This window comes from Arthrobacter sp. D3-16, assembly GCF_054408515.1.
The window spans coordinates 2682780-2696878 of sequence record NZ_CP096437.1 but is presented as its reverse complement, the minus strand read 5'-3'; the positions used below and the strand labels follow the sequence as shown (position 1 = coordinate 2696878).

The following is a 14099-nucleotide window of genomic DNA, read 5'->3' as shown; positions in this document are numbered from 1 at the left end:
AGGATGTTTTCAGGACCGTTCCGCCCCTGCCTTCGGGACCAGGGGCGGAAGCAGTAACAGAGAACCACGTTGTGCATGGAACCGGGGCCCCGGACAGCACCCGAATCTTCAGGAGAGACCGTGATCGAAGAAACCTTGCTCGAAGCCGAAGAAAAGATGGACAAGGCCGTTGAGGTAGCCAAGGAAGACTTCGCTTCCATCCGCACCGGGCGGGCCAACCCGGGCCTGTACAACAAGGTCCTGGTGGACTATTACGGCTCACCCACGCCGCTGCAGCAGCTTGCCTCCTTCGCCATTCCGGACGCCCGTACCATCCTCATCACCCCGTTCGACAAAACCGCCCTGCGCGACATCGAACGTGCGCTCAGCGACTCCGAAGTCGGCGCCAACCCCTCCAACGACGGCAACGTCATCCGGGTCACCATTCCGGAGCTGACCAAGGAACGCCGCAAGGAATACGTCAAGATCGTCAAGACCAAGGGCGAAGACGCCAAGGTTTCCATCCGCAACATCCGCCGCAAGGCGAAGGAAACCCTGGACAAGCTGGTCAAGGACGGCGAGGCGGGCGAGGATGAGGGCACCCGCGCCGAAAAGGAACTGGACGGACTCACTAAGGCGCATGTGGACGGCATCGACGAGCTGCTCAAGCGCAAGGAAGCAGAGCTGCTCGAAGTCTGATGGGCCAGGCAGAGCAGGCCCCGGCACAGCGGGCGCGCACACGGGGAAAGCAGCCCAGGACCAACCCGACGCCGAAGGCCGGGCGGAACCTGCCGGCTGCGGTGGTGGTGGGCCTGGCCATGCTCTTCGCCGTGCTGGGCGGGCTGCTGTTCCTTCCGCTCGGATTTGTTGCAGTCACCACTGCGTTCGCCGTTTTTGGGGTGTGGGAAATTTACCGGGCCCTGGAGGCGAACGGGACCAGGATGCCCATTGTGCCGGTCATGACCGGCACGGTGGCCATGCCTTTTGCTGCCTACTTCGGCGGGATCGAAAGCCTGCTCTTTGGCATGCTGCTCAGCTCCGTGGCCGTGCTGCTGTGGCGTTCCATTGAGAGCGCCGCGGGCTCGGCCAACAGCATCTTCGCCGGCGTCTTTACCCTCGGCTGGGTGCCGTTCTTCATCAGCTTCGCGGCGCTCCCGCTGCACGCTTCGGGCGGCGCCACCCCGCTGGGGCTCTGGCCGGGAGGAACAATTCCCGACGGCGCGTGGCAAGTGGCGGTGATGCTGCTGCTGGTGGTGTCCAACGACACCTTCGGTTACCTGGTGGGCGCATCCCTGGGCAAGCACCCGATGGCGCCGAAGATCAGCCCGAAAAAATCCTGGGAAGGATTTGCCGGTTCCATTGGCGGCGCGATACTCATCGGCATCCTTGCCAGCCTCTTTCTGCTGGACAAGCCCTGGTGGGTGGGTGTTCTCCTTGCAGTGGGCCTGGTGGCGGCATCCACGGCGGGTGACCTGGCGGAGTCGATGGTTAAGCGCGAACTGGGCGTCAAGGATATGAGCAGCATTCTGCCGGGACATGGCGGCGTAATGGACCGGCTGGACTCCATTGTTTTTGCGGCCCCGGCGGCTTTTGTCCTGTACGGGCTCGTTTCCGGGGCCTGACACACAAAACCCTGCCGGGTCCAGGCGCCAATAGACTGGTGCCGGAGTAACGGCTTGAAGAGCATCGAAGGAATCAAAAGTGGCATTGGACATTCATCGGCAGATCCCTGCGTCCTTTGAGCGCGTGGAGCGCAGCGATTACGGCTACAACGCCAAGCAGGTGGACCAGTTCCTGCAGCGGGCGCGGGTGTCCCTTGAAACCCCCGAGGCTGCGGCGCAGCCCGTTACCAGTGCCGTTGTCAGGGCGGTTTCCTTCGATCCCGTCAAGGGCGGCTATTCAGCGGCCGTCGTGGATGCAGCACTGGACCGCCTCGAAGACGCCTTCGCGCGCCGCGAGCGGGACGAACTGATCGCTGCCCATGGTGAGGAAGCGTGGCTGCGGGAGATTGGAGACCTGTCCGGCATCCTCCGCGGCAGGCTGCACCGCCCCGACGGTGACCGCTTCCGCCGGCCGTCCAGGAATAAGGTCCGCAGCTACAACACGGTTGACGTGGACCGCCTGTGCCACGAACTCATCGCCTACCTCGAACAGGACAAGCCGCTCAGCGTCGACAACGTCCGCCGCGCAGTTTTCCGTCCCGCCGTTGGCCGCGACGGGTACGAGGAAACCCAGGTGGACGCCTTCCTGGACCGTGTGATTGAACTGATGGCGGCCATCGACTGACCCGGCACATTCTCACGCCGGCGGGGTGGGGGAGAGCGGTTGGAACCTCCGCCAAATCTCCCTGTACGCCCGGTAACCGTGGATCGACCACGCCGCCAGGAAGGCCAGGCCGGCCACTGCTCCGACGATGACTGCCGCCGCGTTGCCAGCACCCAGGAGGGACACCAGCAGGCCCGACAGGATGGCGATCAGGGCCGAGTTCGCTGCAGCCATAAAAATCATGCTGCTCCCGGCAACGTGGCTCAGGTTGCTCCGGTTTCCAAAGAAGAAGTATGTCCGGGCGGACCCGGCCTCGTCATCGTGATAGGCAGCCATCAAGTAGGGCGCTATGCCCGGATCCAGATCGACATACGCGGCCCGGAGCCTGTTCATTGCCGTTACGTACATCAGATCCTCCTGGGCGACGTTCATCACGCGGACCTGGGTGAGGAGCCCCATGGCCACGTCGATGCAGAGGACTATCACCGCGAGCATGACGAACGCTTCGGAAAAGCGGGTGGCCTGGCCCACCAGGGCCGCGCTCACCACGCTGGCGGAGGTAAAGGTGAGAAACACGCTGATGCGGGTCAGTACCTCGCTCTGGGTGGTGCTGCGCGATGCAAGCAGGCCCCAGTGTTCAGTGGCGAGCAGTTGGGCCCGCACTGAAGGAGGAATTTCATCCCGTTTGCCTGCGGGCACGCCGCCCTCGGTGGACATGGCGTAATTGTCTCCCAACAGAGGGAGCAGCGCGAGGAAAAACCGGGCCGGGCCGGCAGGGCTGCGCGAGGGTCAGCGTTCCGTGGCCAGGGGCCGTTCCGGAGTGTGGAGCCGGGTCATGACCCGTGGCATGGTCTTGGGGACACGCTGGACGGTGGCACGGGAAACTCCGACCATCACGGCGAAGGCCGCCGGCACGGTCCAGGCCGCCGGCTGTGCCAGCCAGGGTGCGAGGTTGGAAGCGCCCGCCACGGCGCCGGCGATCATGGCGCCGCCGCACAGTACCCCGCCGGTTACCATCCCGGCGATGGCGCCGGCGTCGGTCAGACCCCGCCACCAGATGCCCAGCAGCAGCACCGGGCACACGGTGGACGCGGTGAAGGCGAAAACCAGGCCCACGCTCCCGGCGAGGGCCAGCGAATCCGTCATAAACGCGAACCCCAGGGGCACCACGATGGAGATCACCGCAGCGAGCCGGAAGCCACCCACGCCGGCGCCCAGGACGTCCTGGCTGATCACGCCGGCAAGGGACACCACCAGGCCTGACGTGGTGGAGAGGAAAGCTGCAAAGGCGCCTGCGACCACAAAGGCTGACAGCAGGTCTCCGGCGGGGCCGCCCACCAGTTCGCCGGGGAGCAGCAGCACCATGGCATCGGCCTGGTTGGCGCGGGCGAGGCCGGGCGCGAACATTCTGCCCACGAGTCCGTAGGCCGTGGGAAACAGGTAGAACACGGACAGCAGGCCCAGGACAATGAGCGTGGTCCGCCGGGCAGACTGCCCGTCGGGGTTGGTGTAGAAACGGACCAGTACGTGGGGGAGCCCGAGGGTCCCGAAGAGGAGGGCCACCAGCAGCGACACGTTCTGGTAGAGCCCGGCGGGGGCAAGGCTGGTGGGGTTCACGGCAGGCGGAGACAGGGCAGGAGTGCCGTTCCCAGCGAGCATAAAGATGATGAACAGGATGGGAACCGCCAGGGCCGTCAGCTTGAGCCAGTACTGGAAAGCCTGGACAAAAGTGATGGAACGCATGCCGCCGGCAACCACTGTCAGGCACACAACAATCACCACGGCCACCGATCCCACCCACGACGGCAGGCCTGTGGTGATCCGGATGGTCAAAGCGGCGCCGTGGAGCTGCGGCACAATGTACAGCCAGCCCACCAGCACCACCACCAGGCTGGTGACCTTCCGGACGGCCCTGGAATCCAGCCTGGCTTCAGTAAAGTCGGGGATTGTGTACGCGCCGGAGCGCCGAAGCGGGGCTGCAACGAACAGCAGCAGCATGAGGTAACCGGCGGTGTAGCCCACCGGAAACCACAGGGCATCCGTCCCGGACAGCAGGATGAGGCCGGCAACCCCGAGGAAGCTTGCCGCGGAGAGGTACTCTCCACCGATGGCCGAGGCATTCCACCACGGCCGCACCGTCCGGGAAGCAACATAGAAATCGCCGGTGGTCCGCGAGATCCGCAGTCCGTAGAAGCCGATCACCGCAGTGGCCACGGACACCACGGCGAGCGCCGCTATGGCCACGCCTGGATTCATGGTGCCGTCACTGGTCCTTGGCCAGGTCCCGGTACCGCGCTTCGTTGCGTGCCGCGGTCCGGACGTACAGCCAGGCGCTGAGCCCGATCAGGGGATAGATGCCTGCGCCCAGGAGAAGCCAGTCGAAGGGGATCCCCGCGAGGCGGGTTTCCGCCAAGCCGGGCACCACGGCCAGCAGCAGAGGGAAGGCGCCAAGGATCAGCAGGAACCCTGCGGCCACCACCAGGGCCAGGCGCAGCTGGGACCGGATCAGGGACCGAACGAAGACCTGCCCCACCTCGGAGTCCTGCGCCGCTTCCCGGCTGTCCCTGGGAGGAAGGGCCGCGGAGCGCGGTGCAGTGACCCGTACCCTCGTCACGCGTGCGGCCTGATCCTGGTGGCGCCCAGCTTCTCCCGAACCGTTGGCAGGTGGCGCCGGCTGATGGGAAGTCCGGCACCTGCAACGGTGACACTGGGCCCATCGGCCGCCAGTTTCATGGACGTCACATGCTTCAGGGCAACCAGGTAGGAGCGGTGCGTCCGGATGAACCCGGCGTCCGCCCACTGCTGCTCCAGGTCGGCAAGGGGCACCCTGATCAGGTAGCTCGCATCCGCCGTATGCAGCCTTGCATAGTCGCCCTGGGCCTGTACGTACGTGACGTCGTCGCGCCTGATCATCCTGGTGGTACCGCCTTGGTCCACGGTGATCATCTCAGCCGCCGTTTCGCCGTCGCGCAGTTCGCTGATGCGACCCACCGACCGTGCCAGCCGTTCGGCCCGGACCGGCTTGAGCAGGTAATCCACCGCGGCGAGTTCGAAGGCCTTCAGGGCGTGGTCCTCGTCCGCGGTGACAAAAACCACCGCAGGGGGATTCCTGCTGGCGGCAATGGCGCGCGCAATATCCAGCCCGGACACCGCCGGCATATGGATGTCCAGGAAGACGGCGTCCACCGGACCGGCTGCCAAGGCCCGAAGGGCTTCGGTGCCCGACGTGGCGCGCAGGACGGTGCCGATGCGGTCGTCCCGCCCCAGGAGGAAAGCCAGTTCCTCAACGGCGGGCAGCTCATCATCAACGACGAGGACGTTAATCATGTTCCTAGGTTAGCTTCCGCCGCAGGGCGGCCGGATCAGGGGAGCATCAGGACGCACGTTTTGCAGGTCAGGCATCGTGGCCGGGCTGCGACTTTGGAACGCGCATGGTGATCAGCGTCCCCTCCCCGGGCGCGGTGTCGATGACCAGCCCGTGGTCGTTGCCGTAGACCTGCCGCAGGCGGGCGTCCACGTTGCGCAGGCCTACGTGCTCGCCGTCGGTATGGCCTGCCAGCATGGACTGCAGCTGCGCCGGATCCATGCCCACACCGTCGTCCTCAATGGTCACCTCGGCGAAGGCGCCGGCGTCGTTCGCGCTGATGCTGATGTGTCCCGGCCCTTCCTTGGCCTCAAGCCCGTGCCGGACGGCGTTTTCCACCAGCGGCTGCAGGCTAAGGAAGGGAATAACGGTGCTGAGCACCTCAGGCGCCACGCGCAGGCTGACCTGGACGCGCTCGCCGAACCGTGCTCGTTCCAGGAGGAGGTAGCGGTCGATGCAGCGGAGTTCCTCGGCGAGGGTGGTGAAGTCCCCGTGGCGACGGAAGGAGTAGCGGGTAAAGTCGGCGAACTCCACCACCAGTTCCCGGGCGCGGGCGGGGTCTGTGTTGATGAAGGAGGCGATGGCGTTGAGCGAGTTGTAGATGAAGTGCGGGCTGATCTGTGCGCGCAGTGCCCGCACCTCCGCCTCCATGAGCAGCGTCCGGGATGCGTCCAACTCCGCCAGCTCCACCTGCACAGCCACCCAGTCCGCCACCTCGCCGGTGGCCCTGACCAGCCCGGCACCCGCCGACGGCGCGAAGGCGGCGACGGCGCCCACGACGCGCGTCCCGGCGCGCACCGGGGCGATCACTGCGGCAAGGGGGATGCCCGTGCCGCTCCTTGCGGTACCGCCCGGCCCCGTGGGGTGCCCCGCCGGGAGCACCGCCGCCCGCCCGCCCGCGAGCACGCCTTCGGCCAGGCGCATCAACTCTGGCTTCAGTTCCTCGGCGGCGCCGTCCCACGCCAGCACCCCGGTGGTGTCGGTGATGGCGAGCGCCTCGCAGCCCAGCAGCGCCCGCAGCTGCCGACTGGCCTTCGCTGCACCCGCGGGGTTGAGGCCGCGCCGCAGATGCTGCCCTGCCTGGGATGCCGCGTGCAGGGTGTGGTAGGTGGCGCGTTCGGCGTCCGTGCCGAGGTCCCTGAAGGACCGCAATACCTTCAACCCCAGGCCGACGACGACGGCGACAGCCATGGCGATCACGGCAACAGCCGCGGCGGTCAGGAGGGGGGAGTCCGGCATGGTGCCCAGCGTAACGGCGGGCGCCGTTTGTCGCAGCATCGCGACCGTTGAGCGACCGCGGGCGCGTCAGGGCTGGAATGTGGTGCCGCCGCCCAGCACAGTGATTGCAGTCACATTTGCGGTATTCCTGCCAGGGATCTGCGGCGGGTGTGTCCAAGGCAAGTCTCAATGAGGAGGAACGATGGGTAACGATGCCCACACTCCGGACGCAGCGGCGTCCGTGGACTTTGAACAGGTCCAGTCGACCGAGCAGTTCCAGGAACTGCGCAAGCGTCACCGCAGCTTTGTCTTCCCCATGGCAGTCGCATTCCTGCTGTGGTATTTCGCTTACGTCCTGCTGGCGGACTACGCCGTGGGCTTTATGTCCACCAAGGTCTGGGGCAACATCAACGTTGGCCTGATCCTCGGCCTGCTCCAGTTCGTCTCGACGTTTGCGATCACCAGCTGGTACGTCAGCTACTCCAACCGGCGGCTGGATCCCATCGCCGCTGAAATCCGCGACGAGATTGAAGGACACGAATTTGATAAGGACGGCAACCGAGTGGGCGGGGTAAACAAATGATCGGCATCGCCACAGCGGTGGACGTGGCCGCCCTCAAGGACACCACCCTGCTGAACATGGGCGTCTTCGGGCTGTTCGTGGCCGTCACCATGGTGATTGTTTTCCGCGCCAGCCGGAACAACAAAACGGCAGCGGACTACTACGCCGCCGGGCGCTCGTTTACCGGCTCGCAGAACGGAACCGCCATCGCGGGGGACTACCTCTCGGCAGCCTCGTTCCTGGGCATCACCGGAGCCATTGCCGTCAACGGCTATGACGGTTTTATGTACTCCATCGGCTTCCTGGTGGCCTGGCTCGTCGCCCTGCTGCTCGTCGCCGAGCTCCTGCGCAATACCGGCAAGTTCACCATGGCGGATGTGCTGTCCTTCCGCCTGAAGCAGCGGCCCGTCCGCATCGCCGCCGCCATCTCCACCCTTGCGGTCTGCTTCTTCTACCTCCTGGCGCAGATGGCCGGCGCCGGAAGCCTGGTTTCGCTGCTGCTGGGCATCAGCGACTGGGGCGGACAGGCTTTGGTGATCATCGTCGTCGGCGGCCTGATGATCATGTACGTCCTGATCGGCGGCATGAAGGGCACCACGTGGGTGCAGATCATCAAGGCCGTCCTGCTCATCGCCGGCGCGGCCGTCATGACCCTCTGGGTCCTGGCGATCTACGGCTTCAACCTCTCCAGCCTGCTCGGCGCGGCGGTGGAAACGGCCAACAACCCGGCCGTCCTCAACCCGGGCCTGCAGTACGGCAAGACGGAAACGTCCAAACTGGACTTTATGTCCCTGGGCCTCGCGCTGGTCCTGGGCACCGCCGCCCTGCCGCATGTGCTGATGCGCTTCTACACCGTCCCCACGGCCAAGGAAGCCCGCAAGTCCGTGGTGTGGGCCATCTGGCTGATCGGGCTCTTCTACCTCTTCACGCTGGTCCTCGGCTACGGTGCAGCAGCACTCGTCGGCCCCGAAACCATCCGGACGGCTCCGGGCGGCGTGAATGCCGCAGCGCCGCTGCTGGCCTTCTACCTGGGCGGTCCGCTGCTGCTGGGCTTCATCTCGGCCGTGGCGTTCGCCACCATCCTGGCCGTTGTGGCGGGCCTGACCATCACCGCCGCTGCCTCCTTCGCCCATGACATCTACGCAAGCGTCATCTCCAAGGGCAAGGCCGACGCTGACACCGAAGTCAAGGTGGCCCGGCGCACCGTGGTGGTCATCGGCATCCTGGCCATCCTGGGCGGAATCCTCGCCAACGGGCAGAACGTGGCGTTCCTCGTGGCACTGGCATTCGCCGTCGCCGCCTCCGCCAACCTGCCCACCATCGTCTACTCCCTGTTCTGGCGGAAGTTCACCACGCAGGGCGCAGTCTGGAGCATGTACGGCGGGCTTGGTGCCGCGATTGTCCTGATCATCTTCTCGCCGGTCGTCTCCGGCGGCGCAACGTCGATGATCAAGGATGCAAACTTCGCGATCTTCCCGCTGAGCAACCCCGGCATCGTGTCCATTCCGCTGGCATTCTTCCTGGGCTGGCTCGGAACAGTCCTGGACAAGAAGCGCGAAGACAGTGCCAAGCAGGCCGAAATGGAAGTCCGTTCCCTCACCGGGGTCGGAGCAGAGAAGGCAGTAAACCACTAGGCCCCCGCGGACCAGCCACCCGCCACGACAGAAAGAGCCCCGGCGCTGCGGCGCCGGGGCTCTTGTGCGTCTGCGTGGCTGGTCTTTGGAGCTAGGCCTTGGGCCGCAGCTTGATGTTGGTCATCTTGAGCTCGTCCGTGCCTTCAAACCGGTACATGAGGTCCACTTCCTTGCCCTCACAGGTGATGACACCCGCCACGTCTGCGGCCTTGACCCCGTTGTCCGTGCTCACCTGGAGGTCGTTGTAGGACGGCTTGCACTGGTCGTTCATCTCCAGCGTTCCCACTCCGGCGATAAACGCTTCTTTGGACAGCTGTTCCTTCAGGGCGGGGTCGAGGTACTCATCGTAGGCCTGGGAGCTCTGTCCGCTGATGACCAGCTCGGTGAAACCGTCAGCAAGGCCGCGGGCCTGATTCGTGGCGCTGCCCACCACGTTGACCAGGATGATGATGCCCAGGACCACCAGGAGCAGGACCCCGCCAACGCTGGCCAGGATGATCCACAGTTTCCGCCGGCTCCTGCGCGGGGGCTGCTGGCCCGGCAGCCCGAACGGGCCGGGCTCACCGTAAGTGCCGGCAGGAGCCTGGTACGCCTGTCCGCCCTGGCCCGGTTGCTGCTGAGGGGGCGAGGGCGGCTGCTGCGGGGCATGTGCGGGCTGTCCCGGCTGGTACGGTTCCTGAGGATTGCTCAAGATGGAGCCTTTCCGGCGTGCTGCATCGGCACCGCCTGATTGCGGGGACCCTCCCGGAACCCCTGAATAACTTGCAACAGCCTATAGCCCGCGCTGCCGCCGTCGTACTTCATGCTCCGTCCGCCGGTACCGTCAGCTGCCTTGCGGTCCCCGGTCCAGCAGGGGCTGTATCCGGAAGGGGATGAGTTCACCCATCGCCAGGGCGGTGTCGGTCCGGTCCACGCCGTCGCACGCCAGGATCTTCCCGTTAATACGGAAGAGGTCCTCGGCATCCAGGGCCACCACCCGGAGCAGCAGGTCGGCTGAGCCGGTGAGCCCGTAGCCCTCCAGGATCTCCGGAATGTCTGCCAGGTCCGCCGCCAGTGGGACAAGCTTTTGCTGCTGGACATGGACGGAGATGAATGCCATCAGCGGGTACCCGAGCGCCACCGGATTGATCCTGCGTTCGAAGGATAGGAAGACGTGCTTTTTTTCCAGCTGGGCCATCCGCGCCTGCACTGTATTCCTGGAGAGGCCAAGCCTCTGGGCCAGCGCCACCACCGTCCGCCGGGGATCTTGCGCCAACGCGGACAGAAGGCGGGTGTCAGTGCCATCCAAAGCTTGCATAATGCGCAACGTTAGCACCGTCATGAGGCGCCGGGCAGCGCATTGTGCTCAATGATCACCGCGGTGGTTGTACCCAATGAGCATTGTGAGTAGGGTCACAGTATCCGGAGCAACGGCGCCCGGGAGGCCGGCGGCCAGCGGGATCACAAGTCCCGGATCCGCTGGTCAACGACGTGAGAAGGTGCGGCTATCGTGTCTACAGACGAAACGGGCCAGGACGGCACAGGTGCCCCGGATGCGGGTGCCGGAAGTGTTGCTGCCAGTGCGGACATCCACGGACAGGGCAGAGCCCTCGTCCAGCTGATTACTCCGGCGGGGGAGCGGGTGAGCCACCCCGAATTCGACCCCTGGGTGCGGGACGTCACGGACGAGCAGCTGTGCGCGCTGTTCGAGGACATGACGGTCATCCGGCGCATCGACGTCGAAGCAACGGCCCTGCAGAGGCAAGGTGAGCTCGCGTTGTGGCCGCCGCTGCTGGGGCAGGAAGCAGCCCAGGTCGGTTCCGGCCGGTCCCTCCGCCCCGACGACTTTGTGTTCTCCAGCTACCGTGAGAACGGTGTTGCGTACTGCAGGGGAGTGGACCTGACGGACATCGTCCGGGTCTGGCGCGGGAACGCCTCCTCCGGCTGGGACCCGTACTCCATCAATATGGCCACGCCACAGATCATTATTGGAGCCCAGACCCTGCACGCCACCGGCTATGCCATGGGCATCCAGAACGACGGCGCCGATTCCGCGGCGGTGACGTATTTCGGTGATGGAGCCACCAGCGAAGGCGACGTCAACGAGGCCATGGTCTTCGCCGCGAGCTTCCAGGTGCCGGTCGTGTTTTTCTGCACCAACAACCACTGGGCCATCTCCGAACCGGTGCGGCTTCAGTCGCACATCCAGCTGGCGGACAGGGCGGCCGGGTTCGGCATCCCAAGCCTGCGGGTGGACGGCAACGACGTCCTGGCGGTGATGGCAGCAACGCGGGTGGCCCTGGACCGTGCCCGGCGCGGCGGCGGTCCGACGTTTATTGAGGCGGTCAGCTACCGGATGGGTCCGCACACGACTGCCGATGACCCCACCCGCTACCGTGACGCCAACGAGCTGGAGGACTGGGCAGCGAAGGACCCGATCAGCCGGGTGGAGGCACTCCTGGACCGCAAGGGGCTGCTGACGGCAGCGCTGAAACAACAGGTCAAGGACAAGGCCGACGCCGTAGCCCGGGAAATGCGCACGGGCTGCACCACCATGCCCGAGCCGCAGCCGATGGATGTCTTCAAGCACGTCTACAGCACCCCCAACTCCTGGCTGGACCGGCAGCAGGACCATTACGCCCGTTACCTGGCCTCGTTCGGTGATCCCGCAGAAGCCGTATCAGAAGAAGGTGCACGCTGATGACCCAGATGACCTTTGCCCGCGCAATCAACGCCGGCCTGCGCAAATCCCTGGAGAACGATCCCAAGGTGGTCCTCCTGGGGGAAGACATTGGTGCCCTGGGCGGCGTCTTCAGGATTACCGACGGCCTCCAGAAGGACTTCGGCAAGCACCGGGTGGTGGACACGCCGCTGGCAGAGTCAGCGATTGTGGGAACGGCCGTGGGACTGGCCTACCGCGGTTACCGTCCCGTGGTGGAGATCCAGTTCGACGGCTTTATCTACCCCGCGTTCGACCAAATCGTCAGCCAGGTGGCAAAGCTCCACTACCGCACGCGCGGCGCGGTGAAAATGCCCATTACCATCAGGGTCCCGTTCGGCGGCGGCATCGGTTCACCCGAGCATCATTCCGAGTCCCCGGAAGCCTACTTCACCCACACCTCGGGCCTGCGCGTAGTGACAGTCTCTAACCCGCAGGACGCCCATACCGTCATCCAGCAGGCCATCTCCTGCGACGATCCTGTCCTGTACTTCGAGCCCAAGCGCCGCTATCACGACAAAGGCGAGGTTGACGAGTCCCTTGATCCGGGCTCCGCAGTGCCCATGGACCAGGCGAGGGTGCTGACAGAAGGCGCCGACGTCACCCTGGTGGCCTACGGCCCGCTGGTGAAAACTGCCCGCGACGCTGCCCTTGCCGCTGCGGACGAAGGTATCTCCATTGAGGTCATCGACCTGCGCTCGCTGGCCCCAGTGGACTACGACACGGTAGTGGCATCGGTCCGCAAGACCGGCCGCCTGGTGGTGACGCACGAGGCCGGCCAGTCCGGAGGGCTCGGTGCGGAGGTAACGGCCAGCATCACCGAGCGGTGCTTCTACTACCTTGAGGCGGCGCCCGTCCGGGTGACCGGCTTCGACATTCCGTACCCGTACTCCAAGCTTGAAATGCATCACCTGCCGGGCCTGGACCGCATCCTCGACGGCGTGGACCGTGCCCTGGGCCGGCCTAATTCCCTCAGCGGGCTGGAAGGATGAGCGCCACCATGATCAAGGAATTCCGGCTTCCGGACCTGGGCGAAGGGCTTACTGAATCGGAAATCCTCAGCTGGAAGGTTGGGGTGGGGGATACCGTCAGCCTCAACCAGGTGATTGCCGAGGTGGAAACCGCCAAGGCCGTGGTGGAGCTCCCGTCCCCTTTCGCAGGGGTCATCCGGGAACTCCATGAACAGCCCGGCACCATCGTGGAGGTAGGCAAGCCCATCGTTTCGTTCGAAGTAACGGACGACGCCGCCGCCCCCTCACCAAAGGCCGATGCCCCCGCTTCGTCCCCGGCATCCCCAATGCCGCGACTGGGGGCGCCGGAGGCAGGGGAAACCACAAGGCAACCCAACCTCGTGGGGTACGGCGCCGTCGTCGAAAGCTCCGCCCGGCCGGCACGGCGGGTCCGCAACCTCCACCCGATGGTTGAGCCTGGTATCACCCGTTCTCCGCTGGTAGAGCCTGACGACACCAAGCCCGCCGGCACCCGCCCCCGGTCCACGCCGCCGGTGCGGAAGCTTGCCAAGGACCTAGGTGTGGACCTGGCCATGGTGGCCGGGACCGGGCCGCAGGGCCTGATCACCCGCGAGGACGTCCAGCACTTTCTGGATGGTGATTCCGGTGCAGCCCAGGAAGCAGCCCCGGTCGGAATTCAGGTCCGTCAGGGGGAGCGGGAAACCCGGATGCCCATCAAGGGCGTGCGGAAGTTCACGGCGGCCGCTATGGTGGCGAGCGCCTTCACTGCCCCGCATGTCACCGAGTTCCTCACGGTGGATGTCACCCCGGCCATGGGCCTGCTCTCCAGGCTGAGGAGCAATCGCGAATTCAGCGGGCACAAGCTGACGCCGCTCACCCTGGCGGCCAAAGCTGTGCTGATCGCCCTTCGTCGGAACCCGGCCCTGAACGCGCGCTGGGACGGGGAGAACCAGGAAATCGTGACGTTCAACTACGTGAACCTGGGCATTGCGGCCGCCACGCCACGGGGACTGACCGTACCCAACATCAAGGACGCAGACTCGCTGTCGCTGCTGCAGCTGGCCGAGGCGCTGGCCGAACTCACCGAAACAGCCCGTGCCGGCAGAACCACACCGGCGGATCTGTCCGGGGGAACCATCTCGATCACCAACATCGGCGTCTTCGGGATCGACGCCGGCACGCCCATCCTCAACCCCGGGGAGGCCGCGATCCTCGCACTGGGGGCGGTGCGGAACATGCCGTGGGAGTATCAGGGCGAGGTGGCCCTGCGTCAGGTGCTCACGCTAAGCCTGTCCTTTGACCACCGCCTGGTGGACGGAGAGCAAGGCTCGCGCTTCCTGGCGGACGTGGGCGCAATCCTCGCGGACCCGGGAATGGTCCTCACCATGGTCTGACCCAGGGGAGTTTT

Annotated in this window: 15 protein-coding genes; 8 read left to right on the top strand and 7 right to left on the bottom strand. The window is 65.7% G+C overall.

Annotated elements, in window-relative coordinates; translation table 11 throughout:
- The first annotated feature begins 120 nt into the window (after window positions 1-120).
- The 3 genes from frr (at window position 121) to M1D32_RS12850 (ending at window position 2265) form a co-directional block, all read left to right on the top strand.
- A complete protein-coding gene (frr, locus tag M1D32_RS12860) occupies window positions 121-678 on the top strand; it encodes a ribosome recycling factor (RefSeq protein ID WP_458779041.1) in 558 nt (185 codons plus the stop codon).
- Window positions 678-1601: a phosphatidate cytidylyltransferase gene (locus tag M1D32_RS12855; protein ID WP_458779040.1), complete on the top strand. Its 924-nt coding sequence runs from the start codon at window positions 678-680 to the stop codon at window positions 1599-1601. The genes frr and M1D32_RS12855 overlap by 1 nt, the downstream gene beginning before the upstream one ends.
- Window positions 1602-1680: 79 nt before the next feature.
- Window positions 1681-2265, top strand: a complete 585-nt coding sequence (locus M1D32_RS12850) for a DivIVA domain-containing protein (RefSeq protein WP_458779039.1) — start codon at window positions 1681-1683, stop codon at window positions 2263-2265.
- A 12-nt stretch (window positions 2266-2277) separates the two neighbouring features.
- Here the strand turns inward: M1D32_RS12850 and M1D32_RS12845 are convergent, their stop codons facing one another.
- The 5 genes from M1D32_RS12845 to M1D32_RS12825 form a co-directional block, all read right to left on the bottom strand.
- On the bottom strand, window positions 2278-2961 hold the full coding sequence (locus tag M1D32_RS12845) for a hypothetical protein (protein ID WP_458779038.1): 684 nt from the start codon (window positions 2959-2961) through the stop codon (window positions 2278-2280).
- 72 nt (window positions 2962-3033) lie between these two features.
- A complete protein-coding gene (locus M1D32_RS12840) occupies window positions 3034-4500 on the bottom strand; it encodes a sodium/solute symporter (RefSeq protein WP_458779037.1) in 1467 nt (488 codons plus the stop codon).
- A gap of 7 nt (window positions 4501-4507) precedes the next feature.
- Entirely contained in the window at window positions 4508-4858 is a 351-nt protein-coding gene (locus tag M1D32_RS12835; RefSeq protein WP_458779036.1) for a DUF485 domain-containing protein, read from the bottom strand.
- The gene (locus tag M1D32_RS12830; protein WP_458779035.1) at window positions 4855-5571 is read right to left on the bottom strand and encodes a LytR/AlgR family response regulator transcription factor; all 717 of its coding nucleotides are present in this window, start codon (window positions 5569-5571) and stop codon (window positions 4855-4857) included. The genes M1D32_RS12835 and M1D32_RS12830 overlap by 4 nt, the downstream gene beginning before the upstream one ends.
- A gap of 67 nt (window positions 5572-5638) precedes the next feature.
- Entirely contained in the window at window positions 5639-6847 is a 1209-nt protein-coding gene (locus M1D32_RS12825; RefSeq protein WP_458779034.1) for a sensor histidine kinase, read from the bottom strand.
- Window positions 6848-7028: 181 nt separating this feature from the next.
- Here M1D32_RS12825 and M1D32_RS12820 point away from each other — a divergent pair, with 181 nt between their 5' ends.
- Window positions 7029-7409 carry a DUF485 domain-containing protein gene (locus tag M1D32_RS12820; protein WP_458779033.1) on the top strand — a complete coding sequence of 127 codons (381 nt, stop codon included), beginning with the start codon at window positions 7029-7031 and terminating at the stop codon, window positions 7407-7409.
- Window positions 7406-9022: a solute symporter family protein gene (locus tag M1D32_RS12815; protein ID WP_458779032.1), complete on the top strand. Its 1617-nt coding sequence runs from the start codon at window positions 7406-7408 to the stop codon at window positions 9020-9022. Before M1D32_RS12820 ends, M1D32_RS12815 begins: the two co-directional genes overlap by 4 nt.
- Before the next feature lie 91 nt (window positions 9023-9113).
- Here M1D32_RS12815 and M1D32_RS12810 read toward each other — a convergent pair whose 3' ends face one another.
- Both M1D32_RS12810 and M1D32_RS12805 read right to left on the bottom strand, forming a co-directional pair.
- On the bottom strand, window positions 9114-9713 hold the full coding sequence (locus M1D32_RS12810; RefSeq protein WP_458779031.1) for a hypothetical protein: 600 nt from the start codon (window positions 9711-9713) through the stop codon (window positions 9114-9116).
- Window positions 9714-9845: 132 nt separating this feature from the next.
- A complete protein-coding gene (locus tag M1D32_RS12805) occupies window positions 9846-10319 on the bottom strand; it encodes an Lrp/AsnC family transcriptional regulator (protein ID WP_458779030.1) in 474 nt (157 codons plus the stop codon).
- Window positions 10320-10511: 192 nt separating this feature from the next.
- Here M1D32_RS12805 and pdhA point away from each other — a divergent pair, with 192 nt between their 5' ends.
- Genes pdhA through M1D32_RS12790 form a run of 3 tightly spaced genes read left to right on the top strand, consistent with a single transcriptional unit; the run spans window position 10512 to window position 14085 of the window.
- Window positions 10512-11702: a pyruvate dehydrogenase (acetyl-transferring) E1 component subunit alpha gene (gene pdhA, locus M1D32_RS12800; RefSeq protein ID WP_458779029.1), complete on the top strand. Its 1191-nt coding sequence runs from the start codon at window positions 10512-10514 to the stop codon at window positions 11700-11702.
- A complete protein-coding gene (locus M1D32_RS12795) occupies window positions 11702-12712 on the top strand; it encodes an alpha-ketoacid dehydrogenase subunit beta (RefSeq protein WP_458779028.1) in 1011 nt (336 codons plus the stop codon). Before pdhA ends, M1D32_RS12795 begins: the two co-directional genes overlap by 1 nt.
- Window positions 12709-14085: a dihydrolipoamide acetyltransferase family protein gene (locus M1D32_RS12790; RefSeq protein WP_458779027.1), complete on the top strand. Its 1377-nt coding sequence runs from the start codon at window positions 12709-12711 to the stop codon at window positions 14083-14085. Before M1D32_RS12795 ends, M1D32_RS12790 begins: the two co-directional genes overlap by 4 nt.
- Window positions 14086-14099 lie beyond the last annotated feature (14 nt).

Bases quoted from the DNA above. Each gene is read 5' to 3' on its own strand.
- M1D32_RS12855 (WP_458779040.1), top strand. From the start codon at position 678: ATGGGCCAGGCAGAGCAGGCCCCGGCACAGCGGGCGCGCACACGGGGA.
- M1D32_RS12845 (WP_458779038.1), bottom strand. From the start codon at position 2,961: ATGTCCACCGAGGGCGGCGTGCCCGCAGGCAAACGGGATGAAATTCCT.
- M1D32_RS12840 (WP_458779037.1), bottom strand. From the start codon at position 4,500: ATGAATCCAGGCGTGGCCATAGCGGCGCTCGCCGTGGTGTCCGTGGCC.
- M1D32_RS12830 (WP_458779035.1), bottom strand. From the start codon at position 5,571: ATGATTAACGTCCTCGTCGTTGATGATGAGCTGCCCGCCGTTGAGGAA.
- M1D32_RS12825 (WP_458779034.1), bottom strand. From the start codon at position 6,847: ATGCCGGACTCCCCCCTCCTGACCGCCGCGGCTGTTGCCGTGATCGCC.
- M1D32_RS12820 (WP_458779033.1), top strand. From the start codon at position 7,029: ATGGGTAACGATGCCCACACTCCGGACGCAGCGGCGTCCGTGGACTTT.
- M1D32_RS12815 (WP_458779032.1), top strand. From the start codon at position 7,406: ATGATCGGCATCGCCACAGCGGTGGACGTGGCCGCCCTCAAGGACACC.
- M1D32_RS12805 (WP_458779030.1), bottom strand. From the start codon at position 10,319: ATGCAAGCTTTGGATGGCACTGACACCCGCCTTCTGTCCGCGTTGGCG.
- M1D32_RS12795 (WP_458779028.1), top strand. From the start codon at position 11,702: ATGACCCAGATGACCTTTGCCCGCGCAATCAACGCCGGCCTGCGCAAA.
- M1D32_RS12790 (WP_458779027.1), top strand. From the start codon at position 12,709: ATGAGCGCCACCATGATCAAGGAATTCCGGCTTCCGGACCTGGGCGAA.